The organism is Micrococcus endophyticus (assembly GCF_014205115.1).
GTDB classification, from domain to species: Bacteria; Actinomycetota; Actinomycetes; order Actinomycetales; family Micrococcaceae; genus Micrococcus; species Micrococcus endophyticus.
In genome coordinates this window covers 2,608,135-2,627,515 of the sequence record NZ_JACHMW010000001.1, presented here as the reverse complement: position 1 = coordinate 2,627,515, position 19,381 = coordinate 2,608,135, and the positions used below count along the sequence as shown (strand labels likewise).

Sequence of the window (19,381 nt, the reverse complement as noted above, 5' to 3'; positions counted from 1 at the left end):
CGGAATGCCGACGCCGCCAGGCGGAGGCGGGCGACGCCGTCGTCCGGCTCAGTGCCGCACGCGCGGCCGGGCGCCCAGCGGCTCCACGATCTCCGCGAGGGCGACGGCCATCTCCAGCGTCTGCGAGCGCCGCCGGTTGCGGCCGTGCAGCAGGGTCATGCCCAGCATCGCCAGCAGCAGCACCACGGCCAGCGCCACGACCGCCCACACCAGGACGATGCCGTTGGGGGCCACGTTGTACAGGGCCGCGGCGCTCAGGCCTAGGGCGACGGCGGCCACCACCAGGCGCAGGCCGGTGAGGCCGGTGTCGAAGGAGGGGACGTGGTCCGCGCGGATCTCGATCCGGGCCCGGCGGAAGGCCCGCAGCTGCGTGTCCGTCAGCGGCGGGATCTCGGTAACGAGGCAGTGGTGGAGGGCGGAGGCGGAGGCGGCCTCCAGGTCCTCGTCCAGGGTGGCCTCGAAGCGGTGGTCGGCGCGCATGGGTCCATGATGCCCCGGCGAGGTTGTCCGGCCGGGGAGCCGGGGCTAGCGTGACCAGGGCCACAGTCGCCCCGACCTCCTGGAGGAGCCCCATGCCCGAGGCCTACATCATCGACGCCGTCCGCACCCCGGTGGGACGCCGCGGCAAGGGCCTGGCGCAGGTGCATCCGCTGGACCTGGCGGCCGCTCCCCTGCGCGAGCTCGTGGGCCGCCAGGACATCGACTCGGCCGAGTACGACGAGGTCATCCTCGGCTGCATCGACCAGCTCGGCCCCCAGGCCATGGACGTGGCGCGCAACGCCTGGCTCGCGGCCGGGCTCTCCGAGGACGTCCCGGGCACCACGGTGGAGCGCCAGTGCGGCTCGGGCCAGCAGGCCGTGCACTACGCGGCGCAGGCCGTGATGAGCGGGACCGCGGACTTGGTGGTCGCCGGCGGCGTGCAGTCCATGAGCGCGATCCCGCTCTCCCACTCGAACCGGGCGGCCGCCGAGTTCGGCTTCGCGGACCCCTTCACCGGCTCGGAGTCCTGGGCCGCCCGCTACGGGGACCAGGAGATCTCCCAGTTCCGCGGCGCCGAGATGATGGCCCGGCAGTGGGGCCTGGACCAGGACGCCCTCGAGGAGTTCGCGGTGCGCTCCCACGAGCGGGCGCTGGCCGCCCAGGCCGAGGGCCGGTTCGACCGGGAGATCCTGCCGCTGGCCGGCCTGGCGGCGGACGAGGGCCCGCGCACCCCGGACCGGGCGAAGATCGCCTCCCTGCCGCCCATCGTCGAGGGCGGGCTGCACACGGCGGCCACCGCCTCCCAGATGTCCGACGGCGCGGCCGCCCTCCTGCTCGCCTCCGAGGAGGCGGTGCGTCGTCACGGCCTCACCCCGCGCGCCCGCATCCACCACATCTCCGCGCGCGGCGCGGACCCCGTCATGATGCTCTCCGCCCCGATCCCGGCGACGGCGCATGCGCTCGACCGCATGGGGCTGACCATCGACGACATGGATCTCGTGGAGATCAACGAGGCGTTCGGCGCCGTCGTGCTGGCCTGGCTGACCGAGACCGGCGCGGACCCCGCGAAGGTCAACGTCAACGGCGGGGCGATCGCCCTGGGCCACCCCATCGGCGCCACCGGCGCCCGGCTGATGACCTCCCTGCTGCACGAGCTCGAGCGCAGCGGCGGCCGCTACGGCCTGCAGACCATGTGCGAGGGCGGCGGCCAGGCCAACGTCACCGTCATCGAGCGGCTCTGACGGCACCGTCCTCACCCGAGGCGGCGGCGAGGCCGTCGTCGGAAGAATGCAATCGATTCTCCGGGAGAAAAGATTGCACTCGCCGATCGAGACCCCCCTCCCCCATCGCCCTCACCCCCAGCACCCCCGTCCCGCCCCCACCTGGAGGACCCCATGACCGAGCAGACCTCGCCCGCCGCCCCGACCGCCGGCTCCCCCTCGCCCGAGGACACGATCGGCCGCCTGTTCACGCGGGCTGTGGCCCGCCACCCCGAGACCGTGGCCCTGCGCTTCGAGGACCGGGACTGGACCTACGCCCAGCTGCGGGACGGAGCGCACCGCGTGGCCCGCCGCCTCCAGGACACCGGCCTGCCGGCCGGCACCCGGGTGGCCGCCTACGCCACCAACTCGGACGCCTACGCGCTGCTCTTCCTGGCCTGCGTCACGGCCGGTTACGTGCACGTGCCCGTGAACTTCGCGCTCAAGGGCGGGGAGCTCGCCCACGCCCTCGAGGACTCCGGCGCGGAGCTGCTCGTGGCCGACGCCGGCATGCTCGAGCGCGTCGAGCAGGTCCGGGCCGACGGCGGCGGGGCCGGGCTGCGGCACGTGTGGACCATGCTCCCCGCCGGCCACGCCGAGCCCTCCGTGCTGGAGACCGCCCAGGACGAGACGTTGGATGCCGCGGCCCCGGAGGCGGAGGTGTCGGCCACCGATCTGGCCCAGCTGCTCTACACCTCCGGCACCACCTCCACGCCCAAGGGCGCGATGATGTCCCACCGGGCGCTCGTGGCCGAGTACCTCTCCTGCATCATTGCGCTGGACTTCACGGCCGAGGACCGCCCCCTGGTGGCCATGCCGCTGTACCACTCCGCCGCGATGCACGTGTTCCTGCTCCCCTACCTGAGCCTCGGCGCCACGGTGCGCCTGCTGGCCGCCCCGGACATCCCCCGGATGCTCGAGCTGGTGGAGACCGAGCACATCGGCTCCCTGTTCCTGGCGCCCACCGTCTGGGTGCCGCTGGCGAACCATCCGGACCTGGCCACGCGCGACCTCTCCTCGCTGCGCAAGGCCCAGTACGGCGCCTCGATCATGCCGGTGACCGTGCTGCAGCGCCTGCGTCAGAGCCAGCCGGGCATCGGCTTCTACAACTGCTTCGGCCAATCCGAGCTGGGCCCCTTGTGCACCGTGCTGCGCCCCGAGGAGCACGACGCGCGGCCGGCCTCGTGCGGCCGCCCCGTGTTCCACGTGGAGGCGCGGGTGATGACGGCCGACGGCGCCCCCGCCGCGCCCGGCGAGCCCGGCGAGATCCAGTACCGCTCGCCGCAGCTGCTCTCCGGCTACTGGAACCGCCCGGATGCCACCGCGGACGCGTTCACCGACGACGGCTGGTTCCGCTCCGGCGACCAGGTCACCCAGGACGCGGCCGGCTACATCCAGGTGGTGGACCGCATCAAGGACGTCATCAACACGGGCGGCGTCCTGGTCGCCCCGCGGGAGGTCGAGGACGCGATCTACGAGCTCGACGAGGTGGCCGAGGTCGCCGTCATCGGCCTGCCGGACGAGCGCTGGATCGAGGCGGTGACCGCCGTCGTCGTGCTCAAGGAGGGCGCCGAGCTGACCGCGGAGACCGTGCGCACCCACGTGAAGGAGCGCCTGGCGGGCTTCAAGGTGCCCAAGCGCGTGGACTTCGTGGCGGAGCTGCCGCGGAACCAGTCGGGCAAGCTGCTCAAGCGCGCGCTGCGCGCCGAGCGGACGCAGGAGGCCCGGTGACACGCAGGCAGAAGCCGACGTACGACGTCGTCACGCCCCTGGACATCGACTATCTGGACGCGTTCGGGGAGGCGACGGAGGAGGACCGCGCGCACTGGGACCGCGCCCGTGCCTACGGCCGGGAGGTGCTCGAGCGGATCGACGGGCACTGGGACCGGGCGGAGTACCCGCTGGACCTGGTGGCGCGCGCGGGCGAGCTGGACCTGCTCACCGACGGGCTGGAGGTGCCGGGGCACGCCGTGATGTCCCCGTTGGCCGCGGGCCTGGTGGCGATGGAGATCTCCCGGGCGGACGGCTCCATGGCGGCTGCGGCGGCGGTGCAGGGCGGGCTCGTGCTGCGCGCCCTGGTGCACTGCGCGAGCCCGGAGCAGAAGGAGAGGTACCTCGAGCCGGTGGCGCGCGGCACGCTGCCGGGCGGGTTCGCGCTCACGGAGCCGCTGCACGGTTCGGACTCGGTGTCCCTCGAGACGTCCGCGCGGCCCGACGGCGCCGGCGGCTGGGTGCTGAACGGCGCCAAGAAGTGGATCGGCAACGGGGCCGCCGGGGGCATCACGATCGTGTGGGCCCGGGACACCGAGGACGGCCAGGTCAAGGGGTTCGTGGTGGAGCAGTCCACGCCCGGTTACGAGGCCGAGGTGATCACGGGCAAGGGGGCGCTGCGGGCGATCCACCAGGCCGAGATCACGCTGACCGACGTGCGGGTCGGTGACGACGCGCGGCTGCCGGGCGTGGCGACGTTCAAGGACGCCGCGCGCGTGCTGGTGGCCACCCGCGTGAACGTGGGCTGGTCCGCGCTGGGCCACGCGACCGCCATGTTCGAGGCCGCGCTGGCCTACGCCCGGCAGCGCGAGCAGTTCGGCAAGCCGCTGGGAGCGCACCAGATGGTGCAGGAACGGCTCGCGCAGATGCTGGACGAGGTGACCGCGATGCAGACCCGCTGCGTGGCCGTGGCCCGCCTGCAGGCGGCCGGGCGGCTGCGTGACGAGCAGGCCTCCCTGCTGAAGTACGCCTGCACGCGGGGCGCGCGGCGGGTCGCGCAGATCGCCCGGGACATGCTCGGCGGCAACGGCATCCTGCTGGAGCACCGGGTGATGCGGCACTTCGCCGACGTCGAGGCGCTGCACACCTACGAGGGCACGGAGTCCGTGCAGGCGTTGATCCTCGGCCGGGACCTGACCGGGATGAGCGCGTTTGCGTGAGCCCCGGCCGGCCCTGCACGTGGCCGACACCCGCCCCCACCTTCCGTCTCCTAGGAGCTGACATGACCACCGCGCCCACCCCTTCCTCCGCCGACGACGCCCCCGCCGTCCTCGTCGAGACGCGGCCCGGCGTCGTGCGGCTGACGCTGAACCGGCCCGCGAAGGGCAACGCGCTCGGACTGACGATGGCGCGCGAGGTGCTCGCGGCGATCGCCGCGGCCGAGGCGGACGAGTCCGTGCACGTGCTCACGCTGACCGGCGCGGGGCGGATCTTCTGCGGCGGCGGGGACGTCCAGGCCATGGCTGCCTCCCCCGCCGGGCCGGAGCGGCGCACGATGATCCAGGAGCTCGGCGAGGCGGCGGGCGAGGTCGCGGTGGCGCTGACGGGCTCTCGCCTGCTGGTGCTGGCCGGCGTCAACGGGACGGCCGCCGGGGCGGGGCTCGGGCTCATGCTGGGCGGCGACGTCGTGCTGGTGCGCGAGGACGCCCAGCTGGTGACGGCGTTCTCCGCGCTCGGGATGACCCCGGACACGGGCGTGTCCTACTGGCTGCCGCGGGTGCTCGGGCCGGTGCGCGCGACGCAGCTGCTGCTCGGCGGGCGGCGCCTGAACGGGGCCGAGGCCGTCGCGTGGGGCCTGGCGACTGAGGCGGTGGCCGGCGACGCGTTCGCGGCACGTCTGGCGGAGCTCGAGGACGAGCTGGTGGCCGGTCCGGCGCACACCTATGGGCCGACGAAGGCGCTGGCGCGCGGGGCCGACGTCGAGGCGCTGCGCGCGCACGTGCGGCAGGAGGCGGCGTCGATCGCGGCGGCGTCCGAGCATCCGGAGGCCGTGCGGCGGGTGGAGGCCTTCGCGGGCCAGTGAGGGGCGGGCTGCGGCCCGGGCCGGCGGCGTCGCCCACTGAGGCGACGGCGTCGCGGGCTCAGGCCGGCGGCGGCTGCGCCGGCCCCCCGCAGGCGAGGTCCGTCCGAGCCCCGGCGAAGCGGGCCAGCCAGGGGAACCGTCCCCGGGTGCGGTGCGCGTACAGGGCGAGCGCGACGAGCAGCGCCCCCAGCGTGCCCACGATCAGGTCCGTCATGGTGTCCGTGTTGCCCTTCTGCGTCTGGGCGCCGAGCACCTGGTCCGCGGTGAACTCGGCGACCTCCCACGCCAGGGCCACGAGCGAGTGCAGCCCCACCACGGTGAGGGCCTCGAGCCCGGGCGGCATGACCAGGCTCCGGCGGGCGGCGGCGACGCCCAGGAGCAGGACGGCCCCCAGCGCGATGGGCACGCCCGAGAAGAAGTGCACGAGGACGTCCCACCACGGCCAGGCGGCGTAGCGCCCGAGTGCGGCGCCCAGCCACGGGGCGGACAGCAGGAGAGCCGCATACATCGCGTGCAGGGAGGTGGGCAGGCGGACCCGGGCCGCGCGCTCGACGGCGATCGTCACGGGGACGACCATCGCGATCTGCACGCTGAGGCCGGCCGCCTCCGTCTCGCCCCGGGCGGCGAGGACGGCGGCGCTGACAAGCAGCACGACCGCGGCGAGGATCAGCGGCGAGCGCCGGACGAGCGCGCGCTGACAGGACCCGGGGACCGGACGGGACGGGGCGACGTCGGGAGCGGCGGGGCCGACGACGGGGCGCTCAGGCGGACGGCGGGACGGCATCGGGGACCAGCTCGTAGAGGTAGGCGGGACGGACGGCGTCGTCGTCCAGGGCGACGACGGCGGGCACGCGCCGGTAGCCGGCGCCCTCGAAGGCGTCGAGGCGGTCCCAGTGGTCCGGGAGGTCGACGGAGACCAGCAGCTGGGCGGGGACGTCGGCGATCTGGGCGGCGGGGTGCTCCGCTGCGGCCGGGGTGGCGAGGACGACGCCCGGGTAGCCCGTGGCGGCGCCGGCGCCGCTGGCGTGGAGCACGCCGCGGACGGTGCCGGGCGTCCACGGGCCGCGGACGCCGTCCATGACGTGCGCGTTCGAGCGGCCCGGCGCGAGGGTGCCGTAGGCGGCCAGGGCGGTGGGCGCGAGCACCTCGGCGGCGAGGCGGGCGACGGTGCGGGCCAGGCGGACGTCCCGGGAGGTGAGGGCGCGGACGTCGTGGCTGTGCATGCGCACGCCGAGCCGGCCGTAGGAGACAGCGAGGTCCGGGTGGTGGTCGGCGGCCTCGGCGGCCTCCCCGATCCGGTCGGCCAGGGCGAGGGCGGTGGCGAAGTCGCCGGTGGCGTAGGTGATGGCGAGTTCGGGCGGGGCGGCGACGGGAGCCTCGGGGGCGGCGACCGCCCAGCCGGCCAGCTCGGGCGCGGCCGCGAGCGCCGCGGCGACGTCCGCCGGGTCGAGCGGGCGGAGGGCCGGGGTGGCGGCGAGGAGGTCCAGGGTGGACGTCATTGGGCCATGATGCCTGGTGCGGTGCGGGGACGAGGCGGCCGCGCGACACGACCGCCGGCGATCACGCGACGAGCCCCGGGTCCGGCGGGTAGCCGTACGTGCGCAGGGCCCCCCGTAGGGCAACGGGAGGCCGTGGCCCTGCGCCCAGCTGACTAGCACTTCGATGGTCTCGGCGTTAGTCAGTTCCTGAAGCGGCTGGACGAGGTCCTGGGGGTCGGTGAGTGCGTGCACCAGATCCGCGATCTGAGCGGCGCTCTTCAGTTCGTGCCAGTACGGGTCCACCTCCCCGCGGACCTTGGTGGTCCACCAGAGGTCCGTGGGCCGGTCCGGCGACTCCATCCACTCCACGGCCTCACGGGGCGGTTCGAGGAGCTCGATGGTGCCGGCGGTCCGGTCCGTATCGACGGCGTCGGGGATGCTGCTGCGCGTGCTCATCGAAACATCTTCAGGACGTCGCCCAGCCCGACCGTGGTGCGCCGGTAGACGGCGTTGTAGGCGGCGCGCTTCGGATCGCGCAGCCAGCCCATCCCCTTGCGGCCGTAACCGGGGATGAGCTTGCGCTTGATCGCCCGCTTGGCGCGGCCCGTGGTGCGGGCCTTGATGGACTTCTTCAGGCTGGGCTTGCGGAGACCGATCTTCATGGGGCGAGCGTAATGGGTGGGGCGGACGGGGTGAGGGGGTCGGCGCGTCGTCAGGACCTGCCCCTGGCAGGGCTGTCAGGCACTTCTGTCGTCCTCCTGGACGGTGTGCAGGAACCACTCCAGCGCATCGAGGAACGCCTCCTGCGCCGCGGCCGGCTGAAGGATCTGCGGCCTGATGCTCGGGCGCCGACGGAGAGCCTCAGGGCCGAATTCCAGCCCGGGGACGAGATTCAGACGCCCCCGGAATTCGTCGAGAAGCGCCTCGTCCGTGAAGGGAGCCCACTTCGCCAGATGATAGAAGACGACCTCGACGCCGTACGTCGGGTACAGGATCACCGGCCAGATAACGCGTGCTGACGCGCGCGGGACGACCAAGAAGCAACCGCCGGCGGCATTGTCCGCGAATTCCGCCCGGCCACCGCGCTCGACCCAGCCTCGTTGGACCTCGATCAGTGCGCGGGCCGATTCGGGATCGTTGTGGTCGTGCAGTCGGTCGACCCAGCGGTCCCGCAGCGCAGGGTCGTTGCCCGGGGCGGCGAGCGACCGGGGATCGGTCAGGTCGACGTCGACATCGATGAGCTCGGCGAGCTGCTCCGCCAACAGCCGCTGGCCGCCGTCGGCCCGTCCGTCCTCGGAGAAGCGCACGCCTTCGGCTGCGAGGACGTCGTGCGGATCGTCCGTGCGGTGGACGTCGGGCCACCGGAAGGACGGAGAGACGGTGCCTCCCGCCTGGAGCACACGATGAGCGTGCGGCAGGGCCGTCCGTGCGAGGTAGGTGCCCACGGGGACCGGATGGCTTCCGATCAGCCGTGCGAGTTCGCCGTAGGAGGTCCAGGACCCGTCGGGAATGGCCGCGACGGCATCCGTCAGCGTCTGCCAGGCCGTGTGAGCGACTCCGGAGGCGGCCTCTGCTGAGGGTCCCGGCCAGATGCCGACGATCCGGTCCGCCAGCCGCTCGGCGCGAGCACGGATCTGCGCGGGACCCCATACCGGCTCAGCGGAGATCTCCTGGTTCATGCGGATGCCGCTCTTGGCCAGCTCCGCACGCTTGACCGCGAAGGGCCCATTGCTCAGCTCGCTGTTGTACCCGGTGAGGGTGAGGTTGCCCAAGGTGTGCAGGAGCTCGGTGTGCACCTCTCGAAGGTCCTGGTGCGCCTCGAGCTGACCGGCCAGAGCGCGCTCCCACTCCTCCGTGAGCGTCCGCGGCATGACGTGCTCGATGGTCGCGCTGTCGAGATCCACCGGCTCCTTGCTGCCGTAGGACTCCTCGATCCACCGGAGGATCAGCTTCCGGTGGGCCGCCCGGCCCGTCGTATAGAAGGGTGCCGTCATCACGGCCTGGCGGATCTGATCGTCGGAGGCGAAGTGCTTCCGTCCGCTGGAGAGGAAGCGGTGCAGGGCATCCGCCGGATCGTCCTGACCTTGGATGTCCGCCGTCGCCGCGAGCAAGGTGGTGTTGAGACCGTCGGAGTAGCGGCCGAAGACGAGGCGCCGGACCAGGTACGACTCGAGGTAGAGGAGCGCACGGGCCAGTTCGTCCGAGTCGATGTCCCCCAAGGACCGGCGCTCCATCAGGTGCAGTGTGATGGGGAACGTCGTCGTCGTGCGCCAGGCGCGCAGGCGCGCCAAGCGGAACCGCACTGCGGCGTCCTTCTCCTTCTCCGGACGGAGCATGACGTCGTAGAGACGCCCCAACGCCAGGAACCGCTCGACTTCCGCCCTGACCTGCGACTCATCCTGCAGGCCACGCATGCGACGCTGCTGCCCCGCGTAGATCTCCGTCTGGCGGACCTTGGGATCCTGTTGCACCAGGTCAAGCCAGAACAGCGTCTCCAGTTCCTCATTGGAGAGCAGGTTCTGCAACGGGAGCCACAGGGTGGTGTAGACCTCATCCGCCCGTGTGGGCAGCTGCATGAACAGGTAGTTCCTGAGCAGGTCGCCTTGGGTGAGCTTGAGGCCGGTGTTGTTCAGCGACTCGAAGATGCGGTGAGCGTTGTCGTTCTCCCCGGTGGTCACGGACACGATCGACAGGCCGGCGACGACGGCGGACTCAACCTCCGCCAAGGTCAGCTGCTCCTCTTCACCGTCAGCAGACGGTTGACTCAACCCGAACAGCTTCGTCAGGAAGAACTGGTGGGCTTCGCTGATCCTGGAGCCCTCGGCAGCGTCCGGGGCGTGCTCGATCCGCCCGCGGTAGGCGGCACGGTCGGCCTGGGTGGGCAGGACCTTGTAGCGGAGATCGCCGTCCTCCCACTTGTTGACCAGGTACTTCTCGTTGACCCGATCGGCGTGCATGGGGCCTTCGTGCTCAGCCCGGTGGTCGCGGACAGCGGCGAGGAGGAGCGTCAGCGTCGTCAGTCGCTGCTGCCCGTCCACCACGAGCCACCGCTGGACGCCGCCGGGCCCGTTGTCCCGGAAGCCGGCGAGAACGAGGGAGCCGATGAAGTGGGTTGCCGACGGGTTGTCCCGCCGGTGGTCGGCGACGTCCACGACGTCCTCCCACAGTCGTTGCCACTGCGGGCGGCCCCAGGAGTACGTCCGCTGATAGAGCGGGACCGTGTACTGGTAGGAGCCCCCGAGGAGTTCCTGAAGGGTGACTTCACGCGCGGCGACCATGGGACGAGCCTAACGGGGGCCCTAAGGCCAGGTCGTCCCGAGGTGTCAGGGCCGGTCGGCTCTGGCCCCCGAGAGCCGGTCCTGGAAGCTCTTCGAGCAGCCGGCCCCGGCCAGCGCAGTCTCCTGGGCCTGGAGGGAGCCTTCCTGGTCGCGGGTGCTCACGCGGACATAGCCGAGCTTCACGAGGTGGCTCCTACAGCCTTGCCGTACAGCTCGAACAGGTGCGCGACCAGGTCAGCTTCGTCTAGGCCAGGTTCGAGCCCGTAGGCCCGCTCCACGGCGTCATCGAGGGCCTGGTGCGCGGCGGTGAGAGCCGGGTAGAGCCAGGCGTCGTCCGGTTCATACAGATCCGCCAGTGAAGCCTGCGGGTGCTCTGCTCGCGCATCCAGCACGGCCTGAGCAGCCTTCTCGATCTTCTCACGCTGTGAGTCAGAGGTGTCTGGCCACACCATCGTGTTGTGGATCAGCGTGTTGGCGTAGCTGTAGTCGCTCTTGAGGCGGCCGCCCACAGACCGCATCCACGCATTATGGACGCGGGACATCAGGACTCCGAAGACGTAACGGGACTCCGACGGGATGTAGAACAGCTTGTCGCCAGGGATCATCCCGTCCGTAACGAACCCGATGGGGACGTATACGCGGCGCTGAGAGGACACCTTTGGCACCGCGATGTAATCGCCCTCTCCGCGGTACTTGACCTCGTCGAAGCGCCACGGGACCGCCGCCTTCGCCTGTGTGGCCGGCTTAGGCGATGCCAGCCGCATGGACCTGACCCGTTCAACCCTTTCCCTGACCAGAGGCATGGTTTTCAGGATTTCCGGCGGGCAGTCCACCAGCCACAGGCAGAACCGCTCGGTCCCTGAGATGAACTCCTCGCCCATGGAGAACGGCCGAATCCATTCCTCAGCCGCTGGTTCAGCTGCCACCAGCTCATCGCGCGCTTCCCTGCTGAGCAGCAGATGCTTTCCATCCGTCGGCTTCCCTCCGGCGATCATCTGCACCGGGGCGCTCAATGGCTTACTGCGCTTGGCGATGAACAGGTTGGGCGCTGGTGCGAGATAGGCGTTGATGTTGTCTGGATGCTCAACCGCGACCTCCCCGCCCCGCAGATGTGTGAACAACGTCTTCTGTGACCAGGAGTGATAACCGAAGCCCACGATCACCACGTGCACGTGGGCCGCGTCCTTGGATTCGCTTGCCCAAGTAAAGGTGCGATGGGCGAAGTTGATGACCACCCCGGCCTCGAAAAGTGGCTTCCACAGCGGCTGGACCTGCTGGCCCTGGCAGATCGAGTTCGTGGCAACAAAGGCCGCCTGTGTTCGGGTGCCCCCCATGTACTGGCCAGCGAGCGCGAACCAGCACGTGACGAAGTCCAGAACGCCTCCGGCCGCCCCCATCACCTTCTGACGGTCGGCCTTCTGTTCCAAGGACAGGTTCGAGTAGCCGAGGAACGGGGGGTTGCCGATGATGTAGTCGCACTCGGCCGGGTCCAGGACCTCGGCCCAGTCCACGGTCAGGGCGTTGCCGAGCACGATGTGGGCGGAGTCCTTCAGGGGGAGGTCCTTGACCATGCCGTAGACGATGGTCTCGGCTTCGGCGTTGGCCTGCAGCTCGGCGATCCACAGGGCCGTGGTCGCCACGTTCACGGCGAAGTCGTTGATCTCGATGCCGTGGAACTGCTGCAGGGAGACCTTCAGGGGGGAGTGCTGCTCCTGGAGCTCGAAGACGCCCTGGTCGTGCAGGAGCACGGAGAGGATCTTGTTCTCGAGCTTGCGCAGCTGGATGTAGGTCTCGGTGAGGAAGTTCCCGGACCCGCAGGCCGGGTCGAAGAACCTCAGGCCGGCGATCTTGTCGTGAAACCGGGTCAGCTCGTTGCGTCGCTTACGGTCCCCCACGCCCTGGGCGGTGAGGATGCCGTCCAGTTCGGCCTTTAGCTCGTCCAGGAACAGCGGGTCGATCAGCCGGTGGATGTTCTGCGGGGAGGTATAGTGCATGCCCCCGGAACGGCGGGTCTCGGGGTTCAGGGTGGACTCGAACACGCCGCCGAACACGGTGGGGCTGATCTGGGACCAGTCCGTACCCTCACTGACCTCATCCAGGAGCATGTCGACGATGTCCTGGGTCAGCTGGGGGATCTCCACGTCCGCGGCGAACAGGCCGCCGTTGACGTAGGGGAAGGCCTTCAGTGCTTCCGAGGCGTAGGGGTCCCGCTCCTGCGGGGCGGCGTTGAGGTAGGCGAAGAGCTCCTTGAGCGCGGCCCGGGCCCGATCGGCCGGCACCGGCTTGAGGTAGTGGTAGAACGCGTTCTTGGGGAACAGGCCGGCGTCCTCGGCGAACAGCAGGAACACCAGCCGCACGCACAGCACGTTCAGCGAGTGCATCGACGCTTCGGAGTCGGGGTCGAGGTACTGCGCCCGCAGCATGTCGTAGAGCTTGCCGATCAGGGCGCCGGCGTCCAGGGAGACCTGCGTCTCGCGTCGCTGCCGCTCGCGCTGGGGGTCAAGGAGGAAGTCCAGCAGGTGCAGCTGCTCGGGCAGCTCGGCCAGGCGGAACTCTTCGTAGTCCCGCTCGGGGTGCTCGGTGTCCAGGTCGTGGATGCGGAAGCGGTCGAAATCGCAGACGATGATCGTGTCTGGCCGCTCCGAGTTCCGGAGGGAGTCGGCGTAGCGCTTGGCCTGCCCGAAGGGGGTCACAGCCACGCCCTGGCGCATCTCGGCCTTGTCCAGGTCGACGCCGAGAGACTTCTGCTCGATCACGGTCTTGGCGTCGCGGATGACGACGTCGATGAAGCCCCGCTCGGTGGTGCGGTTCTCGAACCGGACGTTGGTGGTCACGTCCTCCATGCCGACCACATCGCGCAGCAGCTCGAGCCAGAACGAGGACGTGTCGCCCTTCTCATAGCCGCGTCCGGCCCACTTCTCCGCGAACTCCTTCGCGGCGCGCTTGCGCGCAGCCTGCGCCTGGTCTGCCATGTGTGTCCCTCCGGGGTCCGAAATCATCAGTCCTGCAGTGTCCTGTCAGCCAGCCCGTATGGATCTCGGCCTTGCTGCAGGACGGCTTTTGGGTTGCTCAGGTGTCTGAGCCCTCCGCTTCTCGCTGTTCGAAGTACTGCTCACGCAAAGTGGCCAGGCGAACGGACTTGCCCGGGCCTTCGACGGCCCAGAAGTCCCAGCCGTTGGCCGCCCCGCCCCTTACTGCGGCCGCGGCCGCGGAGGGCGACGTGTACGAAGTGGCGTTGCAGGAGATGGTCCCGTCACTGTTCACGCTCGCGCTGGCCGGCCACGAGCTGTTGACCGAGATCAGCCGGTCCCCTGCATGAAGGAGATCGGTGCCGATGAGGTCGGCGAGCTGAATGCCGGCGTACTTGCTGCTTCGTCGTTGCTGCGTTCCACCGGCCGGAGAGCTGGAATCCACACTCTCCGTCTCGTAGCCGAGGAGGCGGAGGACACGAACGATGGGATCTCGAAACGATTCCAGGATGGTCTGGTCGTAGGAGGGGACGGTGTCGTCACCGGGCGTTACAGAGTTGCTAAGAACAGCGCGCTCGGATGCGCGCAGGAGCTCATGGAGGTCGCCTTCCAGCCACCCTGCCTGCGCGGAGGTCAACCCGTGCAACGTAGACCGGCGGATCAAGAGGGCGCGGTTCCAGGATTTCTCTCGCTCGTGCTGCTGTAGCCGTGACCGCACCCCTGCCGGGGACTTCCCAACATAGGCACCGAAGGACCCGTCGGCTTGGACAAGGTCAAGCAACAGGTAGACGCCGGTGACGTCCCAATCCGTGTTCAACCAGTGCACCGACGACTTCTCGACGAGAACCATGTGGAGGCCGACGGAGTGATCGTGGATCTCGATCGGTTGCCCGGGGGCGTCCGCGAGCAGAACGGTGAACGGCAGTCGCGAATCCCGTTCTGGAGGGGGCGCCTTATGCATGACACCCATTCCCCTGGGAGATGAGCAGATGGCCGTCAGTTATCACGTCGTAGCTGTGCCTCTGATCTAACGCCGCCGTTCGAGCCTCGGTGGGTGCCATGGTGCTGGCGCCTCGCTTCCCCTGTCATGCCGACCTGCAGGAAATCGGTCGATCTCTTTGCAGTCTGACACGAGGGCAGCCGGCAACCTGGCTCCGCGCGTGGCTCGTCAAAAATCTGCGTCGCGGATGCGCCTGTCAGGGAACCCGCCCCAGGTCCGAGCCGGGAAGGATGACGCTGGCCCGGTGACCTCGTTGGCAGAGCCTGAAGCGCCCTGGGTTTCGTTCCGATCCAACTGAAGGAGAATCGGACCATGCCCAAGAAGTTCAGCCTCGAGCTGCGTGAACGCGCCGTACGGATGATCCTGAAACGCCAGGCCACCCAGGGGGCCTCGTTCGCCCGGGATCCGAGCCATGGGACTGTCACCTATGCGTGCATCAGTCCCAAGGCGGCAGAGCCTTTCGGAGCACGGCGGTGTGGCAGTCGGCCTCATTCTGGCACGGCGACATCCCAGGTCTCGGCTCTCACCCGGCACGGCCGCTTCCCACTCCGACTCAGTTCGTCGCGCGGACCCTCCGGCGGCCAGACCCACCCACGCACCGAGGCCCCGGTCTGCGTCGCACTGGGCGATGCATCCCGAGGCCTCGGTCGACGGCTGCGGCCCGTGAGAGGTCAGCTCTCGGCGGCCTGGCCCTCCTGCGCGCGGAGCATGGCCTTGAAGGTGGCATCCGGCTCACCGCGGAAGAAGTCCCGGCCGTAGACCACGAGGCAGAGGATGACTCCCGTCGCCAGGCCCCATGCGGCACCGTTGGACGCCAGCACCGCCGCGGTGACTCCCGCGATTCCAAGATCCTTGAGGCTGCGGGCCTCCATGATGCCGACCTTCACGGACACGAATCCCTGGATGAGCAGGGTCAGGGCCAGTGCCACCCCGAGCACCGGCTGCACCAGCGTCACGATCGGCAGCAGCAGGAGCCCGGTGTTCGTGCCCCACCGGAACGACCCTGCCCCGCCGAAGATCGACTTCATGGCCTTGCGGCCTTCCTTGTAGCGCTCCACGATCACGACGTGCATGGCAGACCAGATCGGACCGCACATGGCCACGTCCGGACCGATCATGGACATGAGGGTGTTGCGGCCGCCGAAGATCAGGTGCGCACGGTCCGGGTTGTACACGACCGCCTCATCCGTGCGGATCTGGTCGGCCTCCTTGAGGATCGCCCGGGACTGGAGGACGTCACCGAACACGACGATGTAGGTCGCGAGCACGGTGGGCAGCGCGGTGAGGAACATCGAGGCCGGCGGGAGGCCGATGCCGAAGATCGTGTATCCGGCGAAGAGGCCCGCGAAGTCCGGGGTGTTGAACCCCCACTCGATGGTCGGCCACGGCGCTTCGCCGGCCAGGGGCGCGATGACCACGGCCAGGAGGATCACCGGGAGGATGCCCAGGTTGCCGATCGTGCGCCACATCGGGTTCTTGGTCCGCATCGCGGCGAACCGGCTGGAGAAGAGCAGGAGGAAGGCGATCCCCACCGCGATCGTGATGGTGACCGGGAAGGTCTCGAAACGCCCTCCGGCGACGAAGAGTGACTGGACGGCGGCGATTCCCGCACCCACCAGGACGCCCGCCTTGATGGCGGAGGGGATCAGCGAGACCACCTTGGAGGCGAGTCCCGTCGCACCCAACGTGATCGAGAAGACGCCCAGCATGAACTGGAACGCGATGAGTGCATGCACGCGCTCCTCCCCCTCGGGGAACGCTGAGCAGTAGGCCATGACCAGCGGGATCGCCGGGGTGATCCACCCGGGAACCACCGGATCGCCGAGGAGGTGATGGGTGAGGTACAGGAGGCCGTTGAACACCACGACGGCGAGGGCCACCTCGAACGGCATGCCGAGCAGTTCGACCATCAGGGGGATGGCCGCCAGGTCCACGGCGCACATCAGGAGGCCCTGGACGTAGTCCGGCCACTCGAAGCGGTAGTGCACGAACGGCAGGCGGATCTGGAAGGGCCCTGCCTTCCAGTGCGGGGAGACTTCCCCGATGCCTTCGTCGTCCAGCGAGTGATGCGCAGTAGTCGTCATGTCCGTGGCCTTCAGTATTCGATGATCTGACGGACCGCACGGCCATCGGCCAGCTGGTCCATCGCTTCGTTGATGTCGTCGAGCCGCATGGTCGCGGAGACGAGCTTCTCCACGGGCAGCCGACCTTCACGCCACATCTGCTCGTATCGCGGGATGTCGCGAGCGGGCACAGAGGTGCCCAGGTACGAGCCGATGATCGTGCGGGCCTCACCCGTGATGGTGAGCGGTGAGATCTCCGCCGTCTGCTCCGGCGAGGGAAGCCCTGCCGTGACGGTCCTGCCGCCCGGCGACGTCGCGTTGAACGCCGTCGTGAAGGCCGCCGGATGGCCGGCGCACTCGACGGCGTGGGTGGTCTTGATGCCGCGCTCCGCCATCTCTTCGGGTGAGTAGGCGGCATGCGCGCCATAGCTGAGGGCGAGCTCCCGCTTCTCCTCGGACATGTCCACGGCGATGATCTCCTGCACACCGCTCGCCACCGCCGTCAGAAGGCACGCGACCCCCACGCCGCCGAGTCCGACGATCGCGATGGAGTCCCCCTCTTCCGGGGCCGCGGCATTGAGCAGGGCGCCGCCGCCGGTCAGCACGGCACATCCCAGGACCGCAGCGACGGCGGCCGGCACGTCGGAGCCGACGGGCACCACGGACTTCCGGTTCACGACCGCGTGGGTCGCGAATCCTGAGACGCCCAGGTGGTGGAACACCTCGTCGCCGTCGCGGTGGAGTCGGGTCCCGCCGCCCAGGAGGACGCCGGCGTTGTTCGCCTCCGTGCCGGGGGTGCAGGGCAGGCGACCGTCGGTCTTGCACGCATCGCATTCGCCGCATCGAGGCAGGAACGTCATGACGACCCGCTGGCCGATCTCCACGTCGTCGACCCCCTCACCGAGCTCCTCGACGATCCCGGCGGCCTCGTGGCCGAGCAGCATGGGGACGGGCCGAACACGATGACCGTTCACCACGGAGAGATCCGAGTGGCACACGCCCGAAGTCTCCATGCGGACGAGGATCTCGCCTGCGCCCGGGGGATCGAGCTCCAGGTCCGAGACGGTGAGGGGACGGGACGAGGCGTACGGCCTCTGCCTGCCGATCTCCTCGAGAACAGCTCCACGGATCAGCATGTGAGCGCCTTCCACGACGGGGATGTGTGATGTAGGCCTCATGGCCTCCCCTCATCCCACCAGCGCACCCCTTCAAGCGCTATAGACATCCAGTCCATCTCTCACGGGATAGAGTAGGCAAAATGTCCACTGACGCCCTCGACCACCGCCTCCTCCGAGCCCTGCTCGACACGGCTGCCGACCTCGCGGAACTGGCCGACACCGAATCCGTCCTGGCGTCCATCGTTCGGCGTACTCGGGCCCTCGTCGGAACGGACATGGCGTATCTCAGCCTCAATGACCACGCAGCAGGTGAGACGTACATCCGCCGGGCTGAGGGCGTCGTGACCCACGCGTACCGGACGATCCGCATGCCCATCGGCACGGGAGTGCTCGGGAAGGTGGCGGAGGGTCTGGCACCCTTCCAGAGCCTCGACTACTCCAACGACCCGACGATCACCCACATCCCCCAGGTGGACCACGCGGTGCAGGCCGAGGGCGTCCACGCGATCATGGGCTCACCCCTCGTCGTCGACGGCCGACCGCTCGGCGCCCTGATGGTCGCCGAACGTCGCGCCCGGAGGTTCACCCACTCCGAGGTGACCATCGTCGAGTCACTCGCCAAACATGCCGCCATCGCGATCCAGAACGCACACCGCTACACGGAGGCACTCAACGCCGCGGGGCGCGCGGACGCAGACCGGGATCACGAACGCCAGTCCCTGCGTGAGCTCACTCGCCTGGAGGAGCTCTCCTCTCGCCAATGCCAGGCCCTCCTGGCGGAGCCCAATGAGACGGCCGTGCTCAATCGGGCCTCCGAGCACTTCGGGGTGGAGGTGGAACTCCTCTCCCCCGAACGTCCGACGTCGCCGCTGCGGCCCGCCCCCACCCTCCCCTCCCGTCACACCGCAGGCGTGGTCCACCAGGTCGTGGCGCCGGACGGCTGCACCTGGACGCTCGTTGCCGCAGATCGGGACGCGCACGACTGGCTCGCCGTCCGCCGCGCCCTCAACCCTGCCGAGGAGAAGGCCCTGGTCAGGACCGCGCAGCACCTCCTGCTCGCACGACGGCTCCGCAGCGCGCGGCGCGCCACCGAGCTCGAGGCGGGCGCCGGCCTGCTGGCCGAACTCGTCGATGATTCCGCCGGTGGAATCGTGCGACGACGTCGGGCGCTCTCCGAGCTCGGCCTGCGCGAGGATTCACAGGTCAGCTTGGTCGTCATCGATCTCGCCGCCGTACCCGAACCCCAGTTCGCCGAGCGAGTGCTCTCACCCGTCGCCGGAGTGCGCCTCAGCGCCCCGTGGGGCGGCACATGGTGCGTGGTCGGCGACCGCCCGGATGTGCCCGCCCGCGTGGAGGCCGCGGTTCGGCACGCGACGGAGGCCGTATGGCAGATGGCCTTCCTTGGGCCGGGCGAGCACCTCCGCGATCTGCCGGGAGCGTTCCGCACGCTCGAGAACGCCCTCGCCGTCAGCCGGGTGGCCGGAGGGCTCCACGCCGTGGACGCGTCGACCGTGGGCGCCGTGGGCATGGTCCTCGCCGGGGTCGGCGAGGCGGGCAAGGACGTGACGGCCCGCCCGCTGGCGCCGTTGCGCGATCTGCCGCCCCAGCGTGCCTCGGCCCTCCGGGAGACCGCGCTGGCCTACCTGGACGCCGGAATGAACGTGGCCGAGACGTCCCGCCGGCTCTTCCTGCACCGCAACACGGTCCTTCAACGACTGGAGCAGCTCGGCGCCGTCCTGGGGCCCGACTGGCACACGCCCCCGCGGTCGCTCGACCTCCATCTCGCCCTGCTCTCGGCAGCACGCGACGACGGCGGCGCTCCGGGCGCACCACCCGCGCGAAGTCAACCCCGTCGTCGCGCCGCGGAGCTTCGCCGGCCCCGGGAGCGCACCCGGGAGTGACAGCCCCGAGCCTTAGGACTCTTCTGCACATCGGACCCTTCT

Annotated in this window: 15 protein-coding genes; 5 read left to right on the top strand and 10 right to left on the bottom strand. The window is 70.1% G+C overall.

Going from position 1 to position 19,381, the window contains the following annotated elements; genetic code table 11:
- Positions 1 to 48: 48 nt before the first annotated feature.
- On the bottom strand, positions 49 to 480 hold the full coding sequence (locus HDA33_RS12150) for a hypothetical protein (RefSeq protein WP_184173555.1): 432 nt from the start codon (positions 478 to 480) through the stop codon (positions 49 to 51).
- Between the two features lie 92 nt (positions 481 to 572).
- Here HDA33_RS12150 and HDA33_RS12145 point away from each other — a divergent pair, with 92 nt between their 5' ends.
- The 4 genes from HDA33_RS12145 (at position 573) to HDA33_RS12130 (ending at position 5,532) form a co-directional block, all read left to right on the top strand.
- Entirely contained in the window at positions 573 to 1,721 is a 1,149-nt protein-coding gene (locus HDA33_RS12145) for an acetyl-CoA C-acetyltransferase (protein ID WP_184173553.1), read from the top strand.
- A gap of 153 nt (positions 1,722 to 1,874) precedes the next feature.
- Positions 1,875 to 3,470 carry a fatty acyl-CoA synthetase gene (locus HDA33_RS12140; RefSeq protein WP_184173551.1) on the top strand — a complete coding sequence of 532 codons (1,596 nt, stop codon included), beginning with the start codon at positions 1,875 to 1,877 and terminating at the stop codon, positions 3,468 to 3,470.
- Positions 3,467 to 4,669, top strand: a complete 1,203-nt coding sequence (locus HDA33_RS12135; protein ID WP_184173549.1) for an acyl-CoA dehydrogenase family protein — start codon at positions 3,467 to 3,469, stop codon at positions 4,667 to 4,669. Before HDA33_RS12140 ends, HDA33_RS12135 begins: the two co-directional genes overlap by 4 nt.
- Positions 4,670 to 4,731: 62 nt before the next feature.
- Positions 4,732 to 5,532, top strand: a complete 801-nt coding sequence (locus HDA33_RS12130; protein ID WP_184173547.1) for an enoyl-CoA hydratase/isomerase family protein — start codon at positions 4,732 to 4,734, stop codon at positions 5,530 to 5,532.
- A gap of 58 nt (positions 5,533 to 5,590) precedes the next feature.
- On the opposite strand, the gene HDA33_RS12125 is transcribed toward HDA33_RS12130, so the two are convergent.
- From HDA33_RS12125 to HDA33_RS12085, 9 genes are all read right to left on the bottom strand, one after another.
- Positions 5,591 to 6,316: a DUF2238 domain-containing protein gene (locus tag HDA33_RS12125; protein WP_476703396.1), complete on the bottom strand. Its 726-nt coding sequence runs from the start codon at positions 6,314 to 6,316 to the stop codon at positions 5,591 to 5,593.
- Entirely contained in the window at positions 6,294 to 7,031 is a 738-nt protein-coding gene (locus tag HDA33_RS12580; protein WP_221433003.1) for a 4a-hydroxytetrahydrobiopterin dehydratase, read from the bottom strand. Before HDA33_RS12580 ends, HDA33_RS12125 begins: the two co-directional genes overlap by 23 nt.
- A gap of 431 nt (positions 7,032 to 7,462) precedes the next feature.
- On the bottom strand, positions 7,463 to 7,672 hold the full coding sequence (locus HDA33_RS12115; protein WP_184173544.1) for a hypothetical protein: 210 nt from the start codon (positions 7,670 to 7,672) through the stop codon (positions 7,463 to 7,465).
- Between the two features lie 75 nt (positions 7,673 to 7,747).
- Positions 7,748 to 10,288, bottom strand: coding sequence for a GmrSD restriction endonuclease domain-containing protein (locus tag HDA33_RS12110; protein WP_184173542.1), 2,541 nt, complete (start codon positions 10,286 to 10,288; stop codon positions 7,748 to 7,750).
- Positions 10,289 to 10,333: 45 nt separating this feature from the next.
- Entirely contained in the window at positions 10,334 to 10,471 is a 138-nt protein-coding gene (locus HDA33_RS12975; RefSeq protein ID WP_184173540.1) for a recombinase family protein, read from the bottom strand.
- Positions 10,468 to 13,260 carry a class I SAM-dependent DNA methyltransferase gene (locus tag HDA33_RS12100; RefSeq protein ID WP_184173538.1) on the bottom strand — a complete coding sequence of 931 codons (2,793 nt, stop codon included), beginning with the start codon at positions 13,258 to 13,260 and terminating at the stop codon, positions 10,468 to 10,470. Before HDA33_RS12100 ends, HDA33_RS12975 begins: the two co-directional genes overlap by 4 nt.
- A 97-nt stretch (positions 13,261 to 13,357) precedes the next feature.
- Positions 13,358 to 14,218: a restriction system modified-DNA reader domain-containing protein gene (locus HDA33_RS12095; protein ID WP_184173536.1), complete on the bottom strand. Its 861-nt coding sequence runs from the start codon at positions 14,216 to 14,218 to the stop codon at positions 13,358 to 13,360.
- Positions 14,219 to 14,928: 710 nt separating this feature from the next.
- On the bottom strand, positions 14,929 to 16,341 hold the full coding sequence (locus HDA33_RS12090; RefSeq protein WP_184173534.1) for a hypothetical protein: 1,413 nt from the start codon (positions 16,339 to 16,341) through the stop codon (positions 14,929 to 14,931).
- 11 nt (positions 16,342 to 16,352) lie between these two features.
- Positions 16,353 to 17,456 carry an alcohol dehydrogenase catalytic domain-containing protein gene (locus tag HDA33_RS12085; RefSeq protein WP_184173532.1) on the bottom strand — a complete coding sequence of 368 codons (1,104 nt, stop codon included), beginning with the start codon at positions 17,454 to 17,456 and terminating at the stop codon, positions 16,353 to 16,355.
- Positions 17,457 to 17,578: 122 nt separating this feature from the next.
- Between HDA33_RS12085 and HDA33_RS12080 the strand changes: the two genes are divergently transcribed.
- On the top strand, positions 17,579 to 19,339 hold the full coding sequence (locus HDA33_RS12080; protein WP_184173530.1) for a helix-turn-helix domain-containing protein: 1,761 nt from the start codon (positions 17,579 to 17,581) through the stop codon (positions 19,337 to 19,339).
- Positions 19,340 to 19,381 lie beyond the last annotated feature (42 nt).

Excerpts from the sequence above, each read along its gene's own strand:
- HDA33_RS12150 (WP_184173555.1), bottom strand. The coding sequence starts at position 480 with ATGCGCGCCGACCACCGCTTCGAGGCCACCCTGGACGAGGACCTGGAG.
- HDA33_RS12145 (WP_184173553.1), top strand. The coding sequence starts at position 573 with ATGCCCGAGGCCTACATCATCGACGCCGTCCGCACCCCGGTGGGACGC.
- HDA33_RS12140 (WP_184173551.1), top strand. The coding sequence starts at position 1,875 with ATGACCGAGCAGACCTCGCCCGCCGCCCCGACCGCCGGCTCCCCCTCG.
- HDA33_RS12130 (WP_184173547.1), top strand. The coding sequence starts at position 4,732 with ATGACCACCGCGCCCACCCCTTCCTCCGCCGACGACGCCCCCGCCGTC.
- HDA33_RS12125 (WP_476703396.1), bottom strand. The coding sequence starts at position 6,316 with ATGCCGTCCCGCCGTCCGCCTGAGCGCCCCGTCGTCGGCCCCGCCGCT.
- HDA33_RS12580 (WP_221433003.1), bottom strand. The coding sequence starts at position 7,031 with ATGACGTCCACCCTGGACCTCCTCGCCGCCACCCCGGCCCTCCGCCCG.
- HDA33_RS12115 (WP_184173544.1), bottom strand. The coding sequence starts at position 7,672 with ATGAAGATCGGTCTCCGCAAGCCCAGCCTGAAGAAGTCCATCAAGGCC.
- HDA33_RS12110 (WP_184173542.1), bottom strand. The coding sequence starts at position 10,288 with ATGGTCGCCGCGCGTGAAGTCACCCTTCAGGAACTCCTCGGGGGCTCC.
- HDA33_RS12100 (WP_184173538.1), bottom strand. The coding sequence starts at position 13,260 with ATGGCAGACCAGGCGCAGGCTGCGCGCAAGCGCGCCGCGAAGGAGTTC.
- HDA33_RS12095 (WP_184173536.1), bottom strand. The coding sequence starts at position 14,218 with ATGCATAAGGCGCCCCCTCCAGAACGGGATTCGCGACTGCCGTTCACC.
- HDA33_RS12090 (WP_184173534.1), bottom strand. The coding sequence starts at position 16,341 with ATGACGACTACTGCGCATCACTCGCTGGACGACGAAGGCATCGGGGAA.
- HDA33_RS12085 (WP_184173532.1), bottom strand. The coding sequence starts at position 17,456 with ATGCTGATCCGTGGAGCTGTTCTCGAGGAGATCGGCAGGCAGAGGCCG.
- HDA33_RS12080 (WP_184173530.1), top strand. The coding sequence starts at position 17,579 with ATGTCCACTGACGCCCTCGACCACCGCCTCCTCCGAGCCCTGCTCGAC.